This window comes from Amycolatopsis keratiniphila, assembly GCF_000400635.2.
Classification (GTDB): domain Bacteria; phylum Actinomycetota; class Actinomycetes; order Mycobacteriales; family Pseudonocardiaceae; genus Amycolatopsis; species Amycolatopsis keratiniphila.
Genome location: NC_021252.1, coordinates 6,882,117 through 6,903,337, shown reverse-complemented (window position 1 = coordinate 6,903,337; position 21,221 = coordinate 6,882,117). Strand labels below are relative to the sequence as shown.

20 protein-coding genes are annotated in these 21,221 nt (G+C 70.7%); 14 read left to right on the top strand and 6 right to left on the bottom strand.

Going from position 1 to position 21,221, the window contains the following annotated elements; all coding sequences use genetic code 11:
• The first annotated feature begins 11 nt into the window (after positions 1-11).
• Together pdxR and AORI_RS82280 are read left to right on the top strand one after the other, a co-directional pair.
• On the top strand, positions 12-1,370 hold the full coding sequence (pdxR, locus tag AORI_RS71665) for a MocR-like pyridoxine biosynthesis transcription factor PdxR (protein ID WP_016336432.1): 1,359 nt from the start codon (positions 12-14) through the stop codon (positions 1,368-1,370).
• Positions 1,371-1,561: 191 nt separating this feature from the next.
• Positions 1,562-2,371, top strand: a complete 810-nt coding sequence (locus AORI_RS82280) for a zinc-binding dehydrogenase (protein ID WP_016336431.1) — start codon at positions 1,562-1,564, stop codon at positions 2,369-2,371.
• Positions 2,372-2,375: 4 nt separating this feature from the next.
• Here AORI_RS82280 and AORI_RS71655 read toward each other — a convergent pair whose 3' ends face one another.
• On the bottom strand, positions 2,376-2,918 hold the full coding sequence (locus tag AORI_RS71655) for a DUF3515 domain-containing protein (RefSeq protein WP_016336430.1): 543 nt from the start codon (positions 2,916-2,918) through the stop codon (positions 2,376-2,378).
• A 19-nt stretch (positions 2,919-2,937) separates the two neighbouring features.
• Entirely contained in the window at positions 2,938-3,171 is a 234-nt protein-coding gene (locus AORI_RS71650; protein ID WP_005160289.1) for an Lrp/AsnC ligand binding domain-containing protein, read from the bottom strand.
• Between the two features lie 133 nt (positions 3,172-3,304).
• Here AORI_RS71650 and AORI_RS71645 point away from each other — a divergent pair, with 133 nt between their 5' ends.
• Positions 3,305-4,261, top strand: coding sequence for a thiamine-phosphate kinase (locus AORI_RS71645; RefSeq protein WP_016336429.1), 957 nt, complete (start codon positions 3,305-3,307; stop codon positions 4,259-4,261).
• Here AORI_RS71645 and AORI_RS71640 read toward each other — a convergent pair.
• The gene (locus AORI_RS71640; protein ID WP_016336428.1) at positions 4,258-5,004 is read right to left on the bottom strand and encodes a GNAT family N-acetyltransferase; all 747 of its coding nucleotides are present in this window, start codon (positions 5,002-5,004) and stop codon (positions 4,258-4,260) included. The two genes, AORI_RS71645 and AORI_RS71640, sit on opposite strands and share 4 nt — an antisense overlap.
• 57 nt (positions 5,005-5,061) lie before the next feature.
• Between AORI_RS71640 and AORI_RS71635 the strand changes: the two genes are divergently transcribed.
• From AORI_RS71635 to AORI_RS71625, 3 genes are read left to right on the top strand one after another with little or no spacing between them, the layout of a single operon-like run.
• Entirely contained in the window at positions 5,062-5,532 is a 471-nt protein-coding gene (locus AORI_RS71635) for a GNAT family N-acetyltransferase (protein ID WP_016336427.1), read from the top strand.
• 8 nt (positions 5,533-5,540) lie between these two features.
• Positions 5,541-6,062, top strand: coding sequence for a gamma carbonic anhydrase family protein (locus AORI_RS71630; RefSeq protein WP_016336426.1), 522 nt, complete (start codon positions 5,541-5,543; stop codon positions 6,060-6,062).
• A gap of 20 nt (positions 6,063-6,082) precedes the next feature.
• Positions 6,083-6,760 carry a uracil-DNA glycosylase gene (locus tag AORI_RS71625; protein ID WP_016336425.1) on the top strand — a complete coding sequence of 226 codons (678 nt, stop codon included), beginning with the start codon at positions 6,083-6,085 and terminating at the stop codon, positions 6,758-6,760.
• A gap of 553 nt (positions 6,761-7,313) precedes the next feature.
• Here AORI_RS71625 and rpmB read toward each other — a convergent pair.
• Positions 7,314-7,505 carry a 50S ribosomal protein L28 gene (gene rpmB / locus AORI_RS71620; protein WP_007031450.1) on the bottom strand — a complete coding sequence of 64 codons (192 nt, stop codon included), beginning with the start codon at positions 7,503-7,505 and terminating at the stop codon, positions 7,314-7,316.
• 133 nt (positions 7,506-7,638) lie between these two features.
• Between rpmB and AORI_RS71615 the strand changes: the two genes are divergently transcribed.
• From AORI_RS71615 to AORI_RS71595, 5 genes are all read left to right on the top strand, one after another.
• Complete coding sequence (locus AORI_RS71615) at positions 7,639-9,222, top strand: DAK2 domain-containing protein (RefSeq protein ID WP_016336424.1); 1,584 nt, start codon at positions 7,639-7,641, stop codon at positions 9,220-9,222.
• Positions 9,223-9,226: 4 nt separating this feature from the next.
• The gene (recG, locus tag AORI_RS71610) at positions 9,227-11,380 is read left to right on the top strand and encodes an ATP-dependent DNA helicase RecG (protein ID WP_016336423.1); all 2,154 of its coding nucleotides are present in this window, start codon (positions 9,227-9,229) and stop codon (positions 11,378-11,380) included.
• Between the two features lie 83 nt (positions 11,381-11,463).
• Positions 11,464-11,844, top strand: a complete 381-nt coding sequence (locus tag AORI_RS71605) for a hypothetical protein (protein ID WP_016336422.1) — start codon at positions 11,464-11,466, stop codon at positions 11,842-11,844.
• Positions 11,841-13,871, top strand: coding sequence for a caspase family protein (locus tag AORI_RS71600; protein ID WP_016336421.1), 2,031 nt, complete (start codon positions 11,841-11,843; stop codon positions 13,869-13,871). The genes AORI_RS71605 and AORI_RS71600 overlap by 4 nt, the downstream gene beginning before the upstream one ends.
• Before the next feature lie 2 nt (positions 13,872-13,873).
• Positions 13,874-14,377 carry a GNAT family N-acetyltransferase gene (locus AORI_RS71595; RefSeq protein WP_016336420.1) on the top strand — a complete coding sequence of 168 codons (504 nt, stop codon included), beginning with the start codon at positions 13,874-13,876 and terminating at the stop codon, positions 14,375-14,377.
• On the opposite strand, the gene AORI_RS71590 is transcribed toward AORI_RS71595, so the two are convergent.
• Both AORI_RS71590 and AORI_RS71585 read right to left on the bottom strand, forming a co-directional pair.
• Positions 14,367-14,774, bottom strand: coding sequence for a hypothetical protein (locus tag AORI_RS71590; protein WP_016336419.1), 408 nt, complete (start codon positions 14,772-14,774; stop codon positions 14,367-14,369). The two genes, AORI_RS71595 and AORI_RS71590, sit on opposite strands and share 11 nt — an antisense overlap.
• A 192-nt stretch (positions 14,775-14,966) precedes the next feature.
• Positions 14,967-15,566, bottom strand: coding sequence for a TetR/AcrR family transcriptional regulator (locus AORI_RS71585; protein WP_016336418.1), 600 nt, complete (start codon positions 15,564-15,566; stop codon positions 14,967-14,969).
• 31 nt (positions 15,567-15,597) lie between these two features.
• Between AORI_RS71585 and AORI_RS71580 the strand changes: the two genes are divergently transcribed.
• The 3 genes from AORI_RS71580 to AORI_RS71570 all read left to right on the top strand — a co-directional run bounded on the left by AORI_RS71580 (position 15,598) and on the right by AORI_RS71570 (position 21,193).
• Positions 15,598-16,758 (top strand): erythromycin esterase family protein, encoded by a 1,161-nt coding sequence (locus AORI_RS71580; RefSeq protein WP_016336417.1) that lies wholly within the window; start codon positions 15,598-15,600, stop codon positions 16,756-16,758.
• Between the two features lie 69 nt (positions 16,759-16,827).
• On the top strand, positions 16,828-17,727 hold the full coding sequence (locus tag AORI_RS71575; RefSeq protein ID WP_043849102.1) for a S8 family peptidase: 900 nt from the start codon (positions 16,828-16,830) through the stop codon (positions 17,725-17,727).
• An 88-nt stretch (positions 17,728-17,815) separates the two neighbouring features.
• Positions 17,816-21,193, top strand: coding sequence for a pyruvate carboxylase (locus AORI_RS71570; protein ID WP_016336415.1), 3,378 nt, complete (start codon positions 17,816-17,818; stop codon positions 21,191-21,193).
• The last annotated feature ends 28 nt before the right edge of the window (positions 21,194-21,221 follow it).

Below are 21,221 nucleotides of genomic sequence, written 5' to 3'. Positions count from 1 at the left end.
AGGAGTACGCCATGTCCGACACCGCCCTGCCGGTCAGCCTCGACCGCGATTCGGTCGTCCCGCTCGCGGTCCAGCTGGCCGACGCGTTGCGCGCGGCCGCGGGCGACGGGCATCTGCGCGGCGGGGACCGGCTGCCCTCGACCAGGGCGCTCGCGAGCCGTCTCGGCGTCAGCCGCACGGTGACGTCTGCCGCGTACGAGCAGCTCCACGCGGAAGGCTGGATCGCGGGCCGTCACGGCTCCGGCACCTACGTCACCACCACGCCGCCCGCGGACAGGCCGTCGAAAGGCCCGGCTCCCGGCGCACCCGCCGCGCCGCCCACGCTGGTCGACCTCACCCCGGGTGTCCCGTGGGCCGACGGCGTCGAGAAGGCCGCCTGGCGCCGCGCGTGGCGGGCCGCCGCCGATCCGCGCCCGACCTACCGCGAGGACCGGGCCGGGCTGCTCGCGTACCGGGACGCCGTGTCCGAACATCTGCTGCGGCACCGCGGTCTCGCGGCCGGAACGGTACTCGCGACCGGCGGCACGACGGCCGCGGTGATCGAACTCGCGGGCGCGATGCTCTCGCGCGGGGACCGCGTCGCGATCGAGGAGCCGGGGTATCAGCGGGCCGTCCAGGCGTTCCGCCGGGCGGGGATGGAGGTCGTGCCCGTCCCGGTCGACGAAGAGGGCCTGCGCCCGGACGCCGTCCCCGGCGACGTGCGCGCGGTGTACTGCTCGCCCGCCCACCAGTATCCGCTCGGCAGCCGGATGAGCGCGTCGCGCCGCGTCGACCTGGTCGAACTCGCCCGCGCCCAGGGCATGCTGGTGATCGAGGACGACTACGACGGCGAGCTGCGGTTCGACGTCGCGCCGCTGCCGCTGCTGGCCGCGCTCGCGCCCGACGTCGTCGCGCATCTCGGGACCACCAGCAAGATCCTCACCCCGGCGCTGGGCGCGGGCTGGATGGTCGCGCCCGCCCCGGTCGCGGCCGCGGTGCTGGAGTACCGCGAGGCGACCGGCACGCGGCCGTCGCCCGCGGGGCAGCGGGTGCTCGCCGAACTGGCGCGGCACGGCGATCTCGGCAGGCATCTGCGAAAGCTCCGGCGGGAACTGTCGGAACGCCGGTCCCTCGTGTCGGCCGCGTTGACATCGGCGGGGATCCCGGTGCTCGGCGACGACGCGGGCGCGCATCTGGTCGTCCCGTGTGGATCCGCGGACGAGGAGGCGGTGCGGATGGCGGCGGCGGAACGCGCCGGGATCCGGCTCGACGGGCTGGCCCGGCACTTCGCCGGGACGCCGACGGTGTTCGGGAACCTCATCGGTTACGCGGGCTGCTCGCGCGAGGCGCTCCACTCCGCGCTCAAACCGCTGATCGCCGTGCTCGGTTGACCTCGACCAAGCTGGAGGTCATAGCTTGCGGTCATGCGTGAGATCAGAGTGTCGCGGTTCGGCGATCCCAGCGTCCTCGAACAGGTCGAAATGCCCACTCCCGAACCCGGGCCGGGGGAACTCCGCGTCGCGGTGACGGCGGCCGGGGTCGGCTGGCTCGACGCCTCATCCGGCGGGGTGACGGCCCCGAGGTGTTCGCCGTCGAGCCGCCGTACGTGCCGGGCGGATCGGTGGCGGGCACCGTCGACGCGGTGGGCGCCGGCGTCGACGAGGCTTGGCTGGGCAAGGTGGTCCTCACCCACGCGCCGGGTGGCTATGGCGGGGGATACGCGGACACGGTCGTCGCGCTGCCGGACGACACCTTCCCGATCCCGGAGCGGCTGGATCCCCGGCACGCGGTGGCCCTGTTCGACGACGGCAGTACCGCGCTGGCGCTGCTGGAGAAGACCCCGGTCGCCGCCGGGGAGCGAATCCTGGTGATGCCCGGGGTGGGCGGGCTCGGCAGCGTGCTGGTGCAGCTCGCCCGCGCGGCGGGCGCGACGGTCGTGGCGGCGGTCCGTGGTGAGGAAAAGGCGGCGATCGCGCGGAAACTGGGCGCCGAGCCGGTGGACTACTCGGCGGCGGACTGGACGGGCGACGTGCTCGCTCTCACCGGCGGCCATCGCCTGGACGTGGTCTTCGACGGCGTCGGAGGTGAACTCGGCGCCGCATCGCTCGCCTTGCTGGCGAACGGCGGCCGGTTCTCCGGATATGGCATGTCCAGCGGAGCGGAGACGGTGATCGGTGACGCCGACCGCGCCCGGCTGTCCGTTGTGGACATGGCGCAGCTGGTCGGGTTCTGGCCCGACAACCCGCGCCGGGTGCGGGAGATCCTGCGACGGGCGGCCGAAGGAACGGTGACCCCGGTCATCGGCCGGACGTATCCGCTGGCGGAGGCGTCCGCCGCGCACTCGGACATCGAGGCGCGGCGGTACACCGGGAAGAGCCTGCTCCTGCCCTGAGTGTTCAGAACCGCAGCGGCACCGCGGGGAGGTTGGCGGCGATGACGTCCGAGACCGTCTGGAGCGGCCCCGTCCCCGCGGTGTCCGGCACGGTGAGCGCGGTGTAGACGGGACGGTCCACCACGAACCACGTCGCGGTGCCCTCACCCTCGACCTGCAGCCACTGGACGGTGTTGATCGTCCGCAGCTGCGAGGTCCGGGTCAGCTCCGGCGGCTTGCCGAGACCGCACCGCAGGACCACCGGATCGCCGGTGCCCCAGCCGATCGTCGCCTCGGGGGCCGGATCGGCCAGCGTCCGCCGGACCAGCGTGGTGCCGGACGACGTGAGCTCGTGGGGGAGCGCGCCGATGAGTTTCGCGCATTCGGGTGACCCCGACTGCGGCGCCGGGACCGGGACGAGCGGAAGCGGGCCGTCCGCGGCCGGGGCGTCGGATTCCGCGCCGCGGGTCAGCCCGAAGACGGCCACGCCCGCGACGAGCAGGATCGCCAGGCAGGCGGCCGCGATCAGCAGAGGTTTCGGCGGAGCGCCGGTGTCCGTGTCAGCCACCGGACCACTACACCACCTCTTACAGATGCACCACCGGGCAGGTCAGCGTACGCGTGATGCCCTCCACGTTCTGCACCTTGGCGACCACTAGCTGGCCGAGCTGGTCGACGGTGTCGGCGGCGGCCTTGACGATGACGTCGTACGGGCCGGTGACATCCTCCGAACTGGTGACACCGGAGATGGTGGAGATCTCCGCGGCGACCGCGGCGGCCTTGCCGACCTCGGTCTGGATGAGGATGTATGCGTGGACCACGGCGCGCCCCTTCGTAAAAGTCGGCTCAAGGTAGGAACGTTGTAGCAACGTATCGCCAGCCCCGGGAAAAACCTAGGGCTTCCGACTATCGGTGATCGATATTTGTCCGGACAAGGGAAAGTGGAGGTGACGGGTGTCACCGAACGACGGCACGGTCGCCGGGACCGGTGAATTCCGGTTGATCGAAGCGGTGACGGCGGACCGGAAACAGCCGGAGTCGACGCTGCTCGGACCGGGGGACGACGCGGCCGTCGTGGCCACCCCCGACGGCCGGACGGTGGCGTCCACCGACGTCCTCGTGCAGGGCGTCCACTTCCGCCTCGACTGGTCCAGTGCCGAGCAGGTGGGCCGCAAGGCGGTCGCGGTGAACCTCACCGACATCGCCGCGATGGGCGCCCGCCCGACGTCCGTCCTCATGGGATTCGCCTGTCCCTCGGACACCCCGACGGCCCTCGTCACCGAACTCACCCAGGGCATGTGGCTGGAGGCCGATCGCGCGGGCGTCGGGATCGTGGGCGGCGACATGGTGCGCGCCGACCAGATCGTGATCAGTGTCACCGCGCTGGGTGACCTCGGCGGCCGGGAGCCGGTGACGCGGTCCGGCGCGCGTCCCGGCGACGTCGTCGCGGTCTGCGGACGGCTCGGCTGGGCGGCCGCCGGTCTCGCCGTGCTCGGCCGGGGTTTCCGGTCACCGGTCAGTGTGGTCAACGCGCAGCGCTGCCCCGAACCGGACTACGAAGCGGGTATCCGCGCGGCCGACGGCGGTGCGACCTCGATGATCGACGTGTCCGACGGGCTCCTGTCCGACCTCGGCCACATCGCCGAGGCATCGGGCGTGGGGATCGACGTGCGGACGGCGGATCTCGACGTGTCGAGCAGGCTCACCGAAGTGGGCACCGCGCTCGGCGCCGACCCGCTGAAATGGGTGCTCACCGGCGGCGAGGACCACGCGTTCGCGGCCACCTTCCCCTCGTTCGCCGAACTGCCCGAGGGCTGGACCGAGATCGGCGTCGTCACCATGCCGGATTCGGGGGTCACGGTGGACGGGAAGCGGTACGGCCACGACAGCGGCTGGCAGCACTGGCGTTAGGAGCGGGACGCCCACCAGGTCGACTCGCCGGCGACGGTGAACCCGAGGGATTCGTACAGCGGCCTGCCCGCTTTGGACGCGGTGAGGGTCACCGGCTTGTCCGCCAAGGGGACGAGAGAGCCGAGCATCACGGCTCGCCCGACGCCGCGGGAGCGGAAAGCCGGCGGCGTGCCGACCCAGTAGTGGCTGCCGAAGCCGTTCTCGACGACGGTGACGCACGCCCCGGCGACCTCGCCGTCGAGCCGTGCGATGAACACCTCGACACCCGGCTCGCCGAGCAGGGCCAGGGGGAACATCTCTCCCGCGCGGTAGGGCTCGAACCGGTCGAGTTCGAAGCCCGCGATGACCGCGCGTTCGGCCGCCCGCAGGTCTTCCTCCCCGTGGACCCGGACTACCTCCATCGAGGGTTCGGCGACCGGGGAGGGAGGCCGCAGCATGACGGGCATCCGCCAGCTGCGCATATCCCCGAGGTGGCTCAGATCGGTGACGCTGAAGGGATCCTCGGCGTCCACCGGACCCTTCGCCCGCCGAGCCAGCTCCGTGATCTCCGCCACCTCGTCGTCGGTGAGGCCGGGTTCCTGTATCAGGACACGCAATCCCGCGCGCTCGTCACCGGCGACGGCGAGAAAACCGTTGCGGCGGATCACTTCGTGACCGCGGGAGCGGCCCGTGGCGGCCCAGAAGGCGGCGGAATTGCGGGCCTGTCGGAGTTGCGCCTCGGCGAGGCCTGCTTCGATCGACATGGGCAGAACCTAGCGCTCGCTTCCCCCGTGGGAGGGCCGATCGCTAATCTCGCGCCCATGGACCTTCGTGTGCTGGCCTACGACCACCCCGACGCGGTGAAACTGCTGGCCGAAGCCCAGCTCGAGCTGGCCGCCCGGTACGGCAGCGAAGACGAGACGCCCATGGACGCGGCGCAGTTCGCCCCGCCGAAGGGGCTGTTCCTGGCCGCCTACCTCGACGACGTCCCGGTCGCCTGCGGTGCCTGGCGGGCGCACGACGGGCCGGATCCGCTGCTGCCCGGCGACGCCGAGATCAAGCGGATGTTCGTGATGGCCTCGGCGCGCGGCCGTGGCCTCGCGCGGGCACTCCTCGCTGACCTGGAACGGACGGCCGCCGAGGCCGGACGGCTGCGGATGGTGCTGGAGACCGGGGACAAGCAGCCGGAGGCCATCGCGCTGTACGAGTCGGCGGGTTACCGGGTGATCCCGGGCTTCGGGTACTACAAGGACGAGCAGGGAAGCATCTGCTACGGCAAGTCGCTGGTCTAGGAGGACGTATGCCGATCTACGCACTGGGTGACCTCGAACCTTCGATCCACCCGGACGCCTACGTCCACCCCGACGCGACGGTGATCGGCGACGTCCGGATCGCGGCTTTCGCGTCGGTTTGGCCGCAGACGGTGCTGCGAGGCGACCACGGTTACATCGAGATCGGCGAGCGGTCCAACGTCCAGGACGGCTGCGTGCTGCACTGCACCCGAAAGGAGCCGACGATCATCGGGAAGTCGTCCGCCGTCGGGCATTCCGTGCACATCGAGGGCGCGCGGATCGGGGAAGGCTGCCTGATCGCTTCGGGTTCGGTGGTGCTGAACGGAACCGTCGTCGAAGACGGCGGGATGGTCGGCGCGGGCGCGGTTCTCTCCTATGGGTCCTATGTGGACAGTGGGCATATCGCGCTCGGCGTGCCCGCGAAGACGCGGCCGAACACGTCGTTCGGGCCGGACAAGATCAAGCTCGTGGTGAACGGGTATGTCGAGCGCGCGGCACGGTTCCGGGCCGAACTCCGGCGGCTCGCGTGACGTGAGTAAGCTCGCACGCCGTGACCGCACGACCGCTGCAGGACATCGTCGAAGCAGGCTGGGCGCAGGCCCTCGAACCGGTGGCGCCGCAGGTCGCCGCGATGGGGGAATTCCTCCGCGCGGAGATCGCCGCGGGCCGGACCTATCTCCCGGCGGGTGAACACGTGCTGCGGGCGTTCCAGCAGCCGTTCCACGACGTGCGGGTGCTGATCGTCGGGCAGGACCCGTACCCGACGCCCGGGCACGCGGTCGGGCTGAGCTTCTCGGTGGCGCCGGACGTCCGGCCGATCCCGAAGAGCCTGATCAACATCTACAAGGAGTACTGCGAAGACCTCGGGCACCCGCTGCCGTCGAACGGCGACCTGACGCCGTGGGCCGACCAGGGCGTCCTGCTGCTCAACAGGTCGCTGACCGTGCAGCCGGGCAAGTCGAACTCGCATCAGGGCAAGGGCTGGGAAGCGGTCACCGAGCAGGCCATCAAGGCCCTCGCGGCGCGGGACGAGCCGATGGTGGCGATCCTGTGGGGCCGCAACGCGCGGAACCTGAAGCCGATGCTGGGGAAGGTGCCGTGCATCGAGTCGGCGCACCCGAGCCCGCTTTCGGCGCATGCCGGCTTCTTCGGGTCGCGGCCGTTCAGCCGGGCGAACCAGCTGCTGGCCGATCAGGGTGCCGGTCCCGTGGACTGGAAGCTCCCTTAAGCCCTCTTTGCGCGTGAAGGCCCCCTTCCCTCGGCTCAGCCGAGGGAAGGGGGCCTTCACGCGCTTCTGTGACAGCAGTGACCGCTGTGACTCCTGAGGTTCCACCGAGGTCCGTGAAGGCCTCCTTCACTACCGTCAGGGTAGGGAAGGAGGCCTTCACGGACTCCGCGTGAGGCGGTCGTTCCCCAGTACATGAAGGACCCCTTCCTGTACCTAGGCGCAAGGAAGGGGTCCTTCATGTACTCGGGAAGGCGTGAAGGTCGAGTTTCCTCGGCTGAGCCGAGGGAAGGGGGCCTTCACACGCCGCCGTTGTGACTGGTGGTGCTACTGAGGCGCGCGGGAAGGTTTCCGTTCCGTGAAGGCCTCCTTGAGGGACCCAGAGTCCCTCAAGGAGGCCTTCACGGACAGCGCGGGCGCGCGCTCGGTCACCGTGGTCGTGAGTGGCGATTCGGGTTAGAACCCGAATCGCCACTCACGACGCCGCCCGACGCCGCCAGAACACAAAAAATGGCGGGCGCTCCGAAGAGCACCCGCCATTCCCCAAAAACCCGGCTCAGCCGCGAACGACCTTGCCCGCCTTGATGCACGAGGTGCAGGCGTTCAGGCGCTTGCGCTGGGACAGACCGATCTTGGCGTGAACGGTCTGGATGTTCGGGTTCCACCGGCGGTTGGTACGCCGGTGGGAGTGCGAGACCGACTTGCCAAAGCCCGGTCCCTTGCCACAGACGTCGCACACGGCAGCCACGTCGAACTCCTCTGGATCTGGGACAAAGAATGATGCGCCCAGCATGCTGGGCAACTCGACCATAGTAACCAGTGGCTCAGAGCCCTCCGGCACCGGGTCGATACCCTCGCTGGAACAGGTAGGAGGTTACGGCGTGCGGGTGCTGGACGTGGCGGCGGTCTCGGCTTGGTCCGCGGCCTGTGTGCACAGCTTGGCGGTGCTGCGGCCGTCGATCGACGGCATCAACGTCTACCCGGTCGCCGACTCCGACACCGGCTCCAACCTGCTGTTCACCATGACCGCGGCCCGCGACGCGCTGGCGGAGGCCGAGCCCGAGACCACCGCCGAGGCGCTGGCGGCGTTCGCCAAGGGCGCGGTCGCGGCGGCCAAGGGCAACTCCGGGGTGATCATGTCGCAGGTCGTGCGCGGGATCGCCGAGTCGGCGGCCGCCAGGGAGCTCGACGGGCCCGGGCTCGCGGAGGCGCTCGGCTGCGCGGACCGGGCCGCCACGGGCGCGGTGAGCCGTCCGGTGGCCGGGACCATCCTGACCGTCCTCCACACCGTCGCCGCGGCCGTGCGCGACGCGACGGGCTCACTCGAAGAGGTGGCAGCCGAAGCGGCGAGCGTCGCCGCCGAAGCGCTCGAAGAGACCCCTAAGCAGCTGCCCGTCCTGGCGGTCGCCGGGGTGGTCGACGCGGGTGCCCGCGGCCTGGTCGCGGTCCTCGACGCCCTGCACGGCGTGATCTCCGGCGGTCTCACCGAGCCGGAACACCCGCTCGAAGCGCATCACCATCACACGATCGACGCGCCGACCGCGTGGGAGGTCATGTACCTGCTCGACGGCGTCGACGAAAGCAGCCTTCCCGGGCTTCGCAAGACCCTCAGCGGCCTCGGCGACAGCGTCACGGTCGCGGGGGACGGCGCGGGCGCGTACGCCGTCCATGTCCATTGCGCGGACATCGGCGCGGCGCTGGAGGCCGGGATCGAGCTCGGCCGTCCCCGCCGGGTCCGGGTCGAGCCGCTGATCACGCCCACCCCGGTCGAGGTCGGCGGCGGGATCGACCGGTCGGTGGTCGCGGTGGTCCACGGCGGGCCGCTCGCCGAGCTGCTGCGTGCCGAGGGGGTCGCGGTGCTGTCGGTCCCACCCGGGGCCTCGCCGACGGTCGAGGAGATGCTGGGCCTGATCAACGAGGCCGCCGGCCATCACGTCACCGTCCTTCCCGGCGGTCAGCGGCTGACCGCGGCGGCCGACGCGGCGGCCGGGCACGCGATGGCCGCGGATCGCGACGTCGTCGTCATCCCGTGCGTGTCACCCGTCCAGGTGCTCGCCGCGCTGGCCGTCCACGACAAGGACCGCCGCACCAACGACGACGTGGTCGCGATGGCCGAAGCGGCGGCCGCGACCAGGCGTGGCGAACTGCGGATCGCGCAGGAGGAGTCGCTAACCTGGGTGGGCCGGGCGCAGGCCGGTGACGTCGTCGGCCTCGTCGACGGCGAGGTCGTGCTGATCGAGCCCGCGCCCGCCTCGGAGACGAGCCTGGTCGCGGCGGCGGTCGGCGTGCTGAACCGGATGCTGGCCCTCGGCGGCGAACTGGTCACCGTGCTGACCGGCGTGGACGCGCCGGTCCGGCTGCCGGGTGAGCTGGCCGATCAGCTCCGCCTGGAGCATCCCGAGGTCGAAGTGACGAGTTACGCGGGCGGCCAAACCGACGCCGTGCTGCTGATGGGGGTGGAGTGACCGCATGACCAACCTGCGCGCGGACCTCAAGCTGGTCGTGGGCGCGGCGACGGCGAAGGCCCTCGCCAAGGGCCTCAAGATCGAGACGGTCAGCGACCTCCTGCGCCACTACCCCCGCCGCTACGCCGAGCGCGGGCAGCTCACCGACATCGCCGGGCTCGAACTCGGCGAGCACGCCACCGTGATGGCGCGGATCGAGCGGGTCAACAAGCGCCGGATGAAGGCGCGCAGCGGCACCCTGCTCGAAATGGTGATCACCGACGGCAAACGCCGCCTGCAGTGCACCTTCTTCAACCAGGCCTGGCGCGAGAAGGAGCTCGTGCCCGGCAAGAACGGGCTTTTCGCGGGCAAGGTCACCTCCTTCCGCGACGTCCTGCAGCTGGCGAACCCCGAGTACGAACTGTTCGACGCCGACCGGCAGGCCGAGGCGATGGACGACTTCCTCGCCGAGATCATCCCGGTGTACCCGGCGGCGCAGGGGATCCCGACGTGGGTGATCGCCAAGGCCGTGCGGCAGGTGCTGGACGTGCTTGAGGTCGACGAGGACCCGATGCCGATCGAGTTGCTCGCGCAGTACGGCCTGCCCAGCCTGGAAAGCGCGCTGCGCGGCATCCACCGCCCGTCGGGCTGGGACGCGCTGAACTCCGCGCGCCGGCGGCTCAAATGGGACGAAGCCATGGCGGTGCAGCTGATTTTCGCGCAGCGACGGCATTCCCTGGTGTCGCGGCCCGCGAAAGCCTGTCCGCACACCGAAGGCGGCATCCTCGACGCCTTCGACAAGCGGCTCCCGTTCGCGCTGACGTCGGGCCAGCAGGAGATCGGTGACGAGATCGCCCGCGATCTGTCCACCGAGCATCCGATGAACCGGCTGCTGCAGGGCGAGGTCGGTTCGGGCAAGACCGTGGTCGCGTTGCGCGCCATGCTGCAGGTCGTCGATTCCGGACGGCAGGCGGCGCTGCTCGCGCCGACGGAGGTCCTCGCCGCGCAGCACGCCCGGTCGCTGCGCGAGATGCTCGGCGACCTCGGGCAGGCCGGCGAGCTCGGCGGCGCGGAGAACGCGACGCGGGTGACCCTGCTGACCGGGTCGATGGGTGCCAAGGAACGCAAGAAGGCGTTGCTGGAGACGGTCAGCGGCGAGGCCGGGATCGTCGTCGGCACGCACGCGCTCATCCAGGACACGGTGTCCTTCGCGGATCTCGGCCTGGTCGTGGTCGACGAGCAGCACCGCTTCGGCGTGGAGCAGCGGGACGCGCTGCGCTCCCGCGGTTCCGACGAGACCAGCCCGCACGTGCTCGTCATGACGGCGACGCCCATCCCGCGCACGGTCGCGATGACCGTCTACGGCGATCTGGAGACGTCCGCGCTGCGCGTGATGCCGGTCGGCCGGTCGCCGATCAAGACGTCGGTGGTGCCGGTCGCGGAGCGGCCCGCGTGGCTGGACCGGGCGTGGCAGCGGGTCCGCGAGGAATGCGGCAAGGGGCACCAGGCGTACATCGTCTGCCCGCGCATCGGTGACGAGCCCGCTTCGGACAAGGGGGACAAGCGGCCCGCGCTCGCCGTCCTCGACGTGGCGCCGGAATTGGCCGAAGGACCGTTGAAGGGGCTGAAGATCGGCGCCCTGCACGGCCGGATGCCCGCCGACGACAAGGACGCCGTGATGCAGGCGTTCTCCAGGGGTGACCTGGACGTGCTCGTCGCCACCACGGTGATCGAGGTCGGCGTGAACGTGCCGAACGCGACCGCGATGGTCATCATGGACGCCGACCGCTTCGGCATCAGCCAGCTGCACCAGTTGCGCGGCCGGGTGGGCCGGGGCAGCGTGCCGGGGTTGTGCCTGCTGGTCACCGAAGCCCTGGACGGGACGACCACCCGCGAACGGCTCGCCGCCGTCGAGTCCACGACGGACGGTTTCGAACTGTCCAGAATGGACCTGGAGCTGCGCCGCGAGGGCGACATCCTCGGCGCCGCGCAGTCGGGGAAGAAGTCGACGCTGAAGCTGCTGTCGTTGCTGCAGGACGAAGAGGTCATCGCCGAGGCGAGGGCCCGCGCGTCGGAAATCGTCGAAAAGGACCCGGCCTTGGGGAATTACTTGGGACTGGCGCACATGATCGCCGACGTCGTCGACGAAGATCGCGTGGAGTACCTGGAAAAAAGCTGACATGAACATCTCTGCCCGATCGGACCTTGCCGCCGGACGGGCGCAGGGGTTTTCCTCGATCCGTACGGGCGAGGGAGGCCGGGATGACAGCAGCGGTGCGGATCCGGCTCGGCGAGGACGGGGCCGACGCGGAACGGGTCGACCAGCTCGCCGGGTACCTCCGAGGTGAACTGATCGAACGCGGGGTCGCCGACGTCAAGGCGTTGCCCGCCGGCGAGGCGCCACCCGGTTCGCGGGGCTTCGATGTGGCGACAGCGGGCGGCCTGCTGGTCACGCTGGGGAAGTCCGCCGACGGCCTGCGCTCGGTGGTGGCGGCCGTGCGGGAATGGCTTTCGCGCGGGGGACGGGTGAAGCGCACGATCCGGCTGGAGATCGACGGCGATGTGCTGGAGCTGTCCGAAGCGTCGCTCACCGATCAGGACAAACTCGTCGATCTGTTCGTGAGCAGGCATTCGCCGTCATGACCGGAGAGCGGCGGGCCCTGATCATCGCCAACGGGGAGTACGACAACGCCGGGCTGAGCGCGCTGCGGTCCCCGGCCGCCGACGCCGAGGCGCTCGCCGAGGTCCTCGCCGACCGGGCCGTCAGCGAGTTCGACGTCCAGGTGGTGCGCGACGAGACCGCGCACGTGATCGCGGGTCGGGTCGAGGATCTGTTCGCCGACAGCGCGCCGGACGACGTCCTGCTGGTGCATTTCTCTTGCCACGGCTTGAAAAGCGAGTCGGGCGAGCTGTTCTTCGCCGCCCGCAACACCCGGCCGGAGCGGCTCGCGTCGACCGCCGTCCCCGCCGACTTCGTCCAGCGCTGCATGCGGATGAGCCGGTCGCGGAGCATCGTCCTCCTGCTGGACTGCTGCTACGGCGGTGCTTTCAGCCAAGGCGTGGCCGTGCGCGCCACCGGTGAGGCCAATGTGCTCGACGCGTTCCCCGGCGGTGGTTTCGGCGGCCGCGGCCGGGCGGTGATCACCGCGTCGAACTCCATCGAGTACGCCTTCGAGGGCGATCATCTCGCCGACGGCCACGCGCGGCCGTCGGTGTTCACCTCGGCGCTCGTCGAGGGGCTGCGGACGGGCGACGCGGACCGCGACGAGGACGGCTGGATCGCGCTCAGCGAGCTCTACGACTACCTGTTCGACAGTGTGCGGGAGCGGAATCCGAATCAGACGCCCAGCCGCGACATCGAGATGCAGGGCGAGCTGTACCTGGCCAGGAGCAGGCGCCGCCGGATCAAACCGTCGCCGGTCCCGGCCGATCTCCGCGCGGCGAGCGAGGATCCCAACATGTTCACCCGCCTCGGCGCGGTGACCGAGCTCCAGCGACGGCTGACGAGCGAGAACCTGTCGGTCGCCATCGGGGCGCACGAGGTCCTCACCACGATGGCGCAGACCGACATCCGGCATATCGCCGAGGCCGCCGACCTGGCGCGGCGGGAAGCGCGGGTGCGGGCCGAATTCGAAGTGCTCCGGTTCGGCGAGGTCGTCCGGGGGACGCGGCCGGTGGCGCGCGTCCGGCTGGCCGGGCCGCCGATCGCGCGGGCGTGCCGCTTCGCCTCGTCGCATTCCTGGCTGCGGGTGACCGAAGACGGCGACGGCGCCGAGGTCGCCCTGGAGCTGTCGGAGCTCGGGGCGTTCGACGGGCGGATCACGGTGACCGGACCGACCGGCGAGCTCGTGGTGCGGGTCGAGGGCCAGGTCGTCGCGGAACCCGCGCGGGTGCCGGTGTCGCGCCCGGAGCCCGCGCCGAAACCCGCGCCGCCTGTCGAGACCGTGGCTCCGCCGCCGAAGTTCGAGCCGTTCGACGTCGCCGCGAGTGTGCTGGCGTTCGGCGCCGCGGTGTACCTCGTGCCCATCAGTTTCGCGCTCAGCGACAGCTTGGCGGAGTTCTTCGAAGACGGCGGCTGGACGGTCGTACCGCTCGGTGTCTTCGCGATCGTGGCGGGGATCCTGATGCTCGTGCCGAAGACACGCCGGATGGCGGGGCCGGGAGCGCTGTGCGGACTCGCGTTGCTTTCGGTCGTCCCGTCCGGCCCGGTGCTGCTGGTGCTGACCGACGGTTGCCTGCTCGCGGGGGCCGTCTGCGCGCTGATCGCGGTGCGGCGTGACCGGAGTTTCCGCCTCGGGCTGGGGAAGCCGAGGGACAGGCTCGCCATCGCGGCCCTCGCGGCCGGGACCGCCGGTGCCGCCGGGCTGGTGGCGGAGGCCGTCGAACTGCTCGACTACTCGTCGAGCCGGGCCGACGAGGCCGCGATCTACCTCGTGGTCTCGGTGATTCTCCTGATCGGGACGCTGCTCGGTGTGCTGCTGCGGCCGGCGGCCTTCGGGGTCGCCTTCCTCGGCGGGATGGCCGGAGGCGGCATCGTCATGGTGAGCATGCTCGTCCATGCGATCCCGAGCAGTTCGAGCGTCACCGGCGCGGGCTGGGGGATCGCGCTGGGGGCGCTGCTCGCGCTGGCCGTCGTGACCGGTTTCGCCGCCCGCGAAGTGAAGGACTGACGATGGCCACGATCCGCCTCGCGACCGTCGAGGACGCCTGGCCCATCGCGGAGGTGAACGTGCGGTCCTGGCAGTCGGCGTATCAGGGCCTGCTGCCCGAGCTCTACCTTCGCGATCTTTCCGTCGAGGGACGGGCCGCCCGCTGGCAGCGGACGCTCGCCGATCCCGCCAACCGGGGCGACATCCTGGTCCTGGTCGAGGACGGAACGCTCCTCGGCTTCACCGCCGTCGACCGGATCCGCGGGGAACTGCGCGCGCTCTACCTCGAACCGGCGCGCTGGGGTCGGGGACTCGGCAGGCTGCTGCTCGACACCGCCGTCGCCGCGCTGCGTGAGTCGGGGCACCGCGAGGCGACGCTCTGGGTGCTGGAGACCAACGAACGCGCCCAGCGTTTCTACGCGGCCGGAGGATGGGCCCCGGACGGGGCGACGAAGACCGACACCATGCCCGGCGAGGACGTCCCGCTTTCCGAGGTGCGCTACCGGATCGACCTCGTCAGCGCTTGAACCAGGCGCTTTCCTCGGGTTTGTTGAGGGTGACGATGATGCCGACGGCGATGCCCATCCCGATCAGCTGCGTGAGCGCCCCGCCGTTGACCAGGCTGATCAGGCCCATGACGACGGCCAGCCCTTCCACCGCGATCACCGTCGGCCGCACCCAGGGCGAACCGTGGGAAATCCTTGTCGCGCAAGCGATCAGCACCACGGCGACGACGAAACCGAGGATCGCCAGCGCCAGGGCGAGGCCGGCTTCCTCGTTGCCGTGGTCGAGTTCGTTGATCGCGAGGGCGGTCACGAGCGCGCTGACGAGGACGTTGAGGACCGCTTGCACCCAAAGGAAAACACGGACGATCTTGAGCTGGCGCGGCATCTCCCGCGGCAGGTTCCGGACTTCCCCGGTCATGACGGTCCCCTCTCGTGGCACGGAGAGCCCAGTCTGACCCCGGAATTTCCCGGCGCTGACGGTAAAACTGTCCTCAGCGCGTGACCAACCCGTCCCGCTTTCGGTCACCGTGGTCGTGAGTGGCGTTTCGGGTTCTAACCCGAATTGCCACTCACGACGACGCGACACCGCACTCACGCCGCGCTTGTGTTCCTAGCCCGTGAAGGCGCCCTCCCGCGCCGCGACCGCCACCGCCCGCGCGGTCACCCGCGCCTCCGCCACCGTGACGCGTTCCCGCGACAGGAAGAGCCGGTAGAAGATCGGCCCGCACACGGCCCGCACCAGTTCGTCGCCATCCGTGCCGGAGGGGATCTCACCCCGCGCGACGGCCCGTTCCGCGATCGGGGCCATGCGCACGTGCCGGTCGGCGTAGAAGTCGTGCAGTGCCTCGGCCGCTTGCGGCGACTGGAACGCCGCCAGTACCGACGCCGTCGGCAGCTCCTTCAGCGCGGGCTCGGTGAAGTACCGCACCACCTCCGCGGCCACTTCGTACAGATCGTCTTCGAGCGACCCGGTGTCGGGTGCCTTCCAGTCGTCCTCCGCGCCCATCTGCAGCGCGGCGGCGACGAGCCCGTCCGGTGAGGACCAGCGCCGGTACACCGTGGTCTTGTGCACGCCGGACCGCTCGGCGACCGCCTCCACGGTCAGTTCGCCGAACCCGCGTTCGGCCAGCAGATCGAGCGTGGCGTGCAGGACGGCCTGGCGCGTGCGCTCGGTCCGGCCGCCGGGCCGCTGGGTACCGGAGGTTGCCAATTGCTACTCCTGTTGCGTTAGTGTGGCCAGTATGTCAGACCCAGCGAAGATCGCCGAACTCATCGGGGACGCCAGGATCGTCGCCATCGGTGAGAACAACCACCACATCCACGAGTTCGGCGACCTGCGCAATCGTTTGCTCCGCCATCTCGTCGAGCGGCACGGCTTCCGCGTCGTGGCGTTCGAATCCGGATTCGCCGAAGGGAAGCTCGTCGAAGACTGGCTGAAGGGCGCCCCTGGGGCCGTCGCCGACATCGGTCGTGACGGCTTCACGTTCTCGCTCGGGGAGTCGCCCGAGGCGCACGAAATGCTGACGTGGCTCCGTGAACGGGGCGACGTCGCGTACTACGGCCTCGACGTACCGAGTTCCGCGGGCTCGCCGGTGCCGTCGCTCGACGCCGTCCGCGCCTATCTGTCCACTGTGGACGAGAACGCCACGGGCCTGGTCGACGCGGCCATCGAGGCGACCAAGGGATACGCGTCGGTCAGCAGCGCGGACGCACCCGCCAAGTACGCCGCCCTCGACGACGCGGCCAAGGACAAGGCGACCGCGGCGCTCACGCGGCTCAAAACGCACCTCACGTCGCTGCGTCCCGTCTACGGGGACACCGCCGTCGCGGAGCACCACGTCGAAGGCGCGCTGCGCGTCGACTCGTACCTCGCCGAGGTCGCCGCGATGATGTCCGGCGACGCGCCCGCCCGGCAGAGCGGTTCGCGCGACGCGTACATGGCCGACACCGTCCGGCTGATCCGGCGGCTTCACGGTGACGACACGAAGATCGTCGTGATGCTCCACAACGGACACCTCCAGCGCGTGCCGTTCTCGCCGTTCCCCGGCCTCACCTCGCCGTCGGCCGGTACGCATCTGGCCGCGGAATTCGGCGCAGACTACTTCGCGCTCGGCCTCACCGCGGTCGAGGGCGAGACCACCGGGCTCAAGCCGGATGCGACCGCGCGGCTCGGGTTCACCGTGTACCGCCAAGACCTCGAAGCACCGGTGGACGGCAGCGTCGAGACCGAGGGCCCCGGCCTGGTGGACCTCCGCGCGCGCCGCGGCACCGAGGGACCCCAGAGCATCCGGCACGCGCACCTGTTCAACCCCGTCGACGTCGTGGAGGCGTTCGACGCGCTTGTCTGCCTCCCGAAGTCGACGGTCAGTGCCCATATCGGCCAAGACCAGTCGAACGGGTGACACTCCGGGGTTGCCGCCCCGGAGGCACAGGCGTAGAGCCAAGGCATGATCATTCGACTGGTACGGATCATGGCCGCGCTGGCGCTCCTCGTGCTGGTGGCGCAGCCCGCCTCCGCGACGGAAGTCCAGCAGAACCCGCCGAACTGGGGGCTGGACCGGATCGACCAGCGAACCGGCCTCGATCAGCTCTACCACTACGAGACCGACGCCAAGGACGTCACGGTCTACGTGATCGACAGCGGAGTCGACGCGGCGCATCCGGACTTCGGCGGCCGAGTCAAACCCGGTAAGGACTTCCTGAACGGCGGCACGGACACCACCGACACCAACGGTCACGGCACGTACCTGGCCGGTGTCGCCGCGTCGAGGACCTTCGGCGTCGCGAAGGCCGCGCAGATCGTCCCGGTCCGGGTGATCGACGCACAGGGCGGCGGCGCGACGGACAAGATCATCGCGGGTATCGACTGGGTGACGCAGAACGCACAGCAGCCCGCCGTCGCCGTCCTCGGTATCGGCGGCGCGGCCAACGACCAGCTCGACGCCGCAGTCCGGGCACTCGCGGCGGTCGTCCCGATCGCCCTCCCGGCGGGCGGCGAGGCCACCGACGCGGGGAAGTTCTCACCCGGCCGGGTCACCGAGGCGCTCACCGTCGGATCGACCGACGCCAGTGACCAGGTCGGGTCGACGTCGAACTACGGCGAGGTCGTCGACCTGTTCGCACCCGGCGTCGACGTGCCGGGACCCAACGCCGGCGGGAGCGGCGGCCGGGTGCTCAGCGGCACGTCGTCGGCCGCCGCGCACGTCGCCGGGGTGGCCGCGCTGTACCGCGCCCTGCACCCGGACGCGCCGGCGCCGGACGTCGCGAAAGCACTCGTCGACCTCGCCTCGGTCGACGTGCTGACCGGGGTTCACGAGGGCACCGCGAACAGGTTGCTGCAGAGTCCCGGAGCGCAACTCAGCCAGGGATGATGTCCATCACCTGGGCAACAACTCCCGCCCTGCGGGAGCAAGCAGGTAACGTGCCTCACCTACCGATCCGATGATGGGAAGGACCGGCATGTTCCGCAAGGTACTGGTCGCCAACCGGGGTGAGATCGCCATCCGCGCGTTCCGCGCCGGATTCGAGCTCGGCGCGGGCACGGTGGCTGTGTTCCCGCACGAAGACCGCAATTCGCTCCACCGGCTGAAGGCCGACGAGGCCTACGAGATCGGCGAACCCGGTCACCCGGTGCGGGCCTATCTGTCGGTCGAGGAAATCGTGGCGGCCGCCAAGAAGGCGGGCGCCGACGCCGTTTACCCCGGCTACGGCTTCCTCTCCGAGAACCCGGACCTCGCGCGCGCGTGCGAGGACGAAGGCATCACCTTCGTCGGACCGAGCGCGGACATCCTCGAGCTGACCGGCAACAAGGCCCGCGCGGTCAAGGCCGCCCGCGACGCCGGTGTACCGGTGCTGGGTTCTTCCGAACCGTCCTCCGACGTCGACGCGCTGATCGCCGCCGCCGAGGAGATCGGCTTCCCGGTGTTCGTCAAGGCGGTCGCCGGCGGTGGCGGGCGCGGTATGCGCCGCGTCCAGGAGCCCGCGCAACTGCGCGAGTCCATCGAGGCCGCCGCGCGCGAGGCCGAGTCGGCCTTCGGCGACCCGACGGTGTTCATCGAGAAGGCCGTCGTCGAGCCGCGCCACATCGAGGTCCAGATCCTCGCCGACGGCGCGGGCAACGTGATCCACCTCTTCGAGCGCGACTGCTCGGTCCAGCGGCGGCACCAGAAGGTCGTCGAGCTGGCCCCGGCGCCGAACCTGTCCCAGGAACTGCGCGACCGGATCTGCTCCGACGCGGTGAAGTTCGCCCGCCAGATCGGCTACCGCAACGCCGGCACCGTCGAGTTCCTGCTCGACCGGGACGGCAACCACGTCTTCATCGAGATGAACCCGCGCATCCAGGTCGAGCACACGGTGACCGAGGAGGTCACCGACGTCGACCTCGTCCAGTCGCAGCTGCGCATCGCTTCCGGCGAGACCCTCGACGACCTCGGCCTGTCGCAGGACACGGTGTACCTGCGCGGTGCCGCGCTGCAGTGCCGCATCACCACCGAGGATCCCGCCAACGGCTTCCGCCCGGACACCGGGATGATCAGCGCGTACCGCTCGCCCGGCGGTTCCGGTATCCGCCTCGACGGCGGGACGGCGTTCGCCGGCACCGAGATCAGCGCGCACTTCGACTCGTTGCTGGTGAAACTCAGCTGCCGCGGCCGCGACTTCAAGACCGCCGTCGGCCGCGCCCGCCGCGCCGTCGCCGAGTTCCGGATTCGCGGTGTGGCCACGAACATCCCGTTCCTGCAGGCCGTCCTCGACGACCCGGACTTCCGCGAAGGCCGCGTCACGACGTCGTTCATCGAGGAGCGCCCGCATCTGCTCACCGCGCGCCATTCGGCCGACCGCGGGACCAGGCTGCTGACCTACCTCGCCGACAAGACGGTCAACAAGCCGAACGGCGAGCGTCCGCGCACCCTCGACCCGCAGGTGAAACTGCCGAAGCTGCCCAAGGGCCTCGAACCGGCGCCCGGCTCGAAGCAGAAGCTCACCGAACTGGGCCCGGAGGGCTTCGCCCGGTGGCTGCGGGAGTCGCCGACCATCGGCGTCACCGACACCACCTTCCGCGACGCGCACCAGTCGCTGCTCGCCACCCGCGTGCGGACGAAGGATCTGCTCGCCGTCGCGCCGATCGTCGCGCGGACCACGCCGCAGCTGCTCTCACTGGAGTGCTGGGGCGGCGCGACCTACGACGTCGCGCTGCGGTTCCTCGCCGAGGACCCGTGGGAGCGGCTGGCGAAGCTGCGGGAAGCGGTGCCGAACATCTGCCTGCAGATGCTGCTGCGCGGCCGCAACACCGTCGGCTACACGCCGTACCCCACCGAGGTGACCAACGCCTTCGTCGAGGAGGCGACGGCGACCGGGATCGACATCTTCCGGATCTTCGACGCGCTCAACGACGTCGAGCAGATGCGCCCGGCGATCGAAGCCGTCCGCGAGACCGGATCCGCCGTGGCCGAGGTGGCGCTCTGCTACACCTCGGACCTGTCGGACCCGGCCGAAAAGCTCTACACGCTGGACTACTACCTCAAGCTGGCGGAGCAGATCGTCGGCGCGGGGGCGCACGTCCTGGCCATCAAGGACATGGCGGGCCTGCTGCGGGCGCCGGCGGCGGTACGGCTGGTTTCCGCGCTGCGCAAGGAATTCGACCTTCCGGTGCATATCCACACGCATGACACCGCGGGTGGCCAGCTGGCGACGTACCTCGCCGCGATCCAGGCCGGGGCGGACGCCGTCGACGGTGCCGTCGCGTCCATGGCGGGCACGACGTCGCAGCCGTCGCTGTCCGCGATCGTGGCGGCCACCGATCACTCGGACCGGCCGACCGGGCTGGACCTGCAGGCCATCGGCGACCTGGAGCCGTACTGGGAGAGCGTGCGCAAGATCTACGCGCCGTTCGAGGCCGGGCTCTCGTCGCCGACCGGGCGGGTGTACCACCACGAGATCCCGGGCGGTCAGCTGTCGAACCTGCGCACGCAGGCGATTTCGCTGGGCCTCGGCGAGCGGTTCGAGGACATCGAGGCGATGTACGCGGCCGCGGACAAGATCCTCGGGCATCTGGTCAAGGTCACGCCTTCGTCCAAAGTGGTCGGTGACCTCGCGCTGCACCTCGTCGGCGCGGGTGTCTCGCCGTCGGACTTCGAGGCGGAGCCGAACAAGTTCGACATCCCCGACTCGGTGATCGGCTTCCTGCGCGGCGAACTGGGCGATCCGCCCGGTGGCTGGCCGGAGCCGTTCCGCACCAAGGCCCTCGAAGGCCGGGCGCGGCCGAAGCCGGTGCAGGAACTGTCCGAAGAGGACCGCAAGGGGCTCGCCGAGGACCGGCGCCGGACGCTGAACCGGCTGCTGTTCCCCGGGCCCACGAAGGACTTCGAGGCGCACCGCGAGCAGTACGGCGACACCTCGGTCCTGCCGTCCAAGGACTTCTTCTACGGCCTGCGGCCGGGCGAGGAGTACTCGGTCGACCTGGAACAGGGCGTCCGGCTGCTGATCGAGCTGGAGGCCATCGGCGAGGCCGACGAACGCGGTCTGCGCACGGTGATGTCCACGCTCAACGGCCAGCTGCGCCCGATCCAGGTCCGCGACACCTCGATCGCGTCGGACATCCCGGCGACGGAGAAGGCCGCCAAGGGCGACCCGAAGCAGATCGCCGCGCCGTTCGCGGGCGTGGTCACGCTGCAGGTGTCCGAGGGCGACGAGGTCGAGGCGGGTGCCACGGTCGCGACCATCGAGGCGATGAAGATGGAGGCGTCGATCACCGCGTCGACCGGCGGCAAGGTGTCGCGGCGCGCGATCAACGCCGTCCAGCAGGTGGAAGGCGGAGACCTGCTGCTCGTCCTGGAGTGATTCGCGCGTGAAGGCCCCCTTCCCTCGG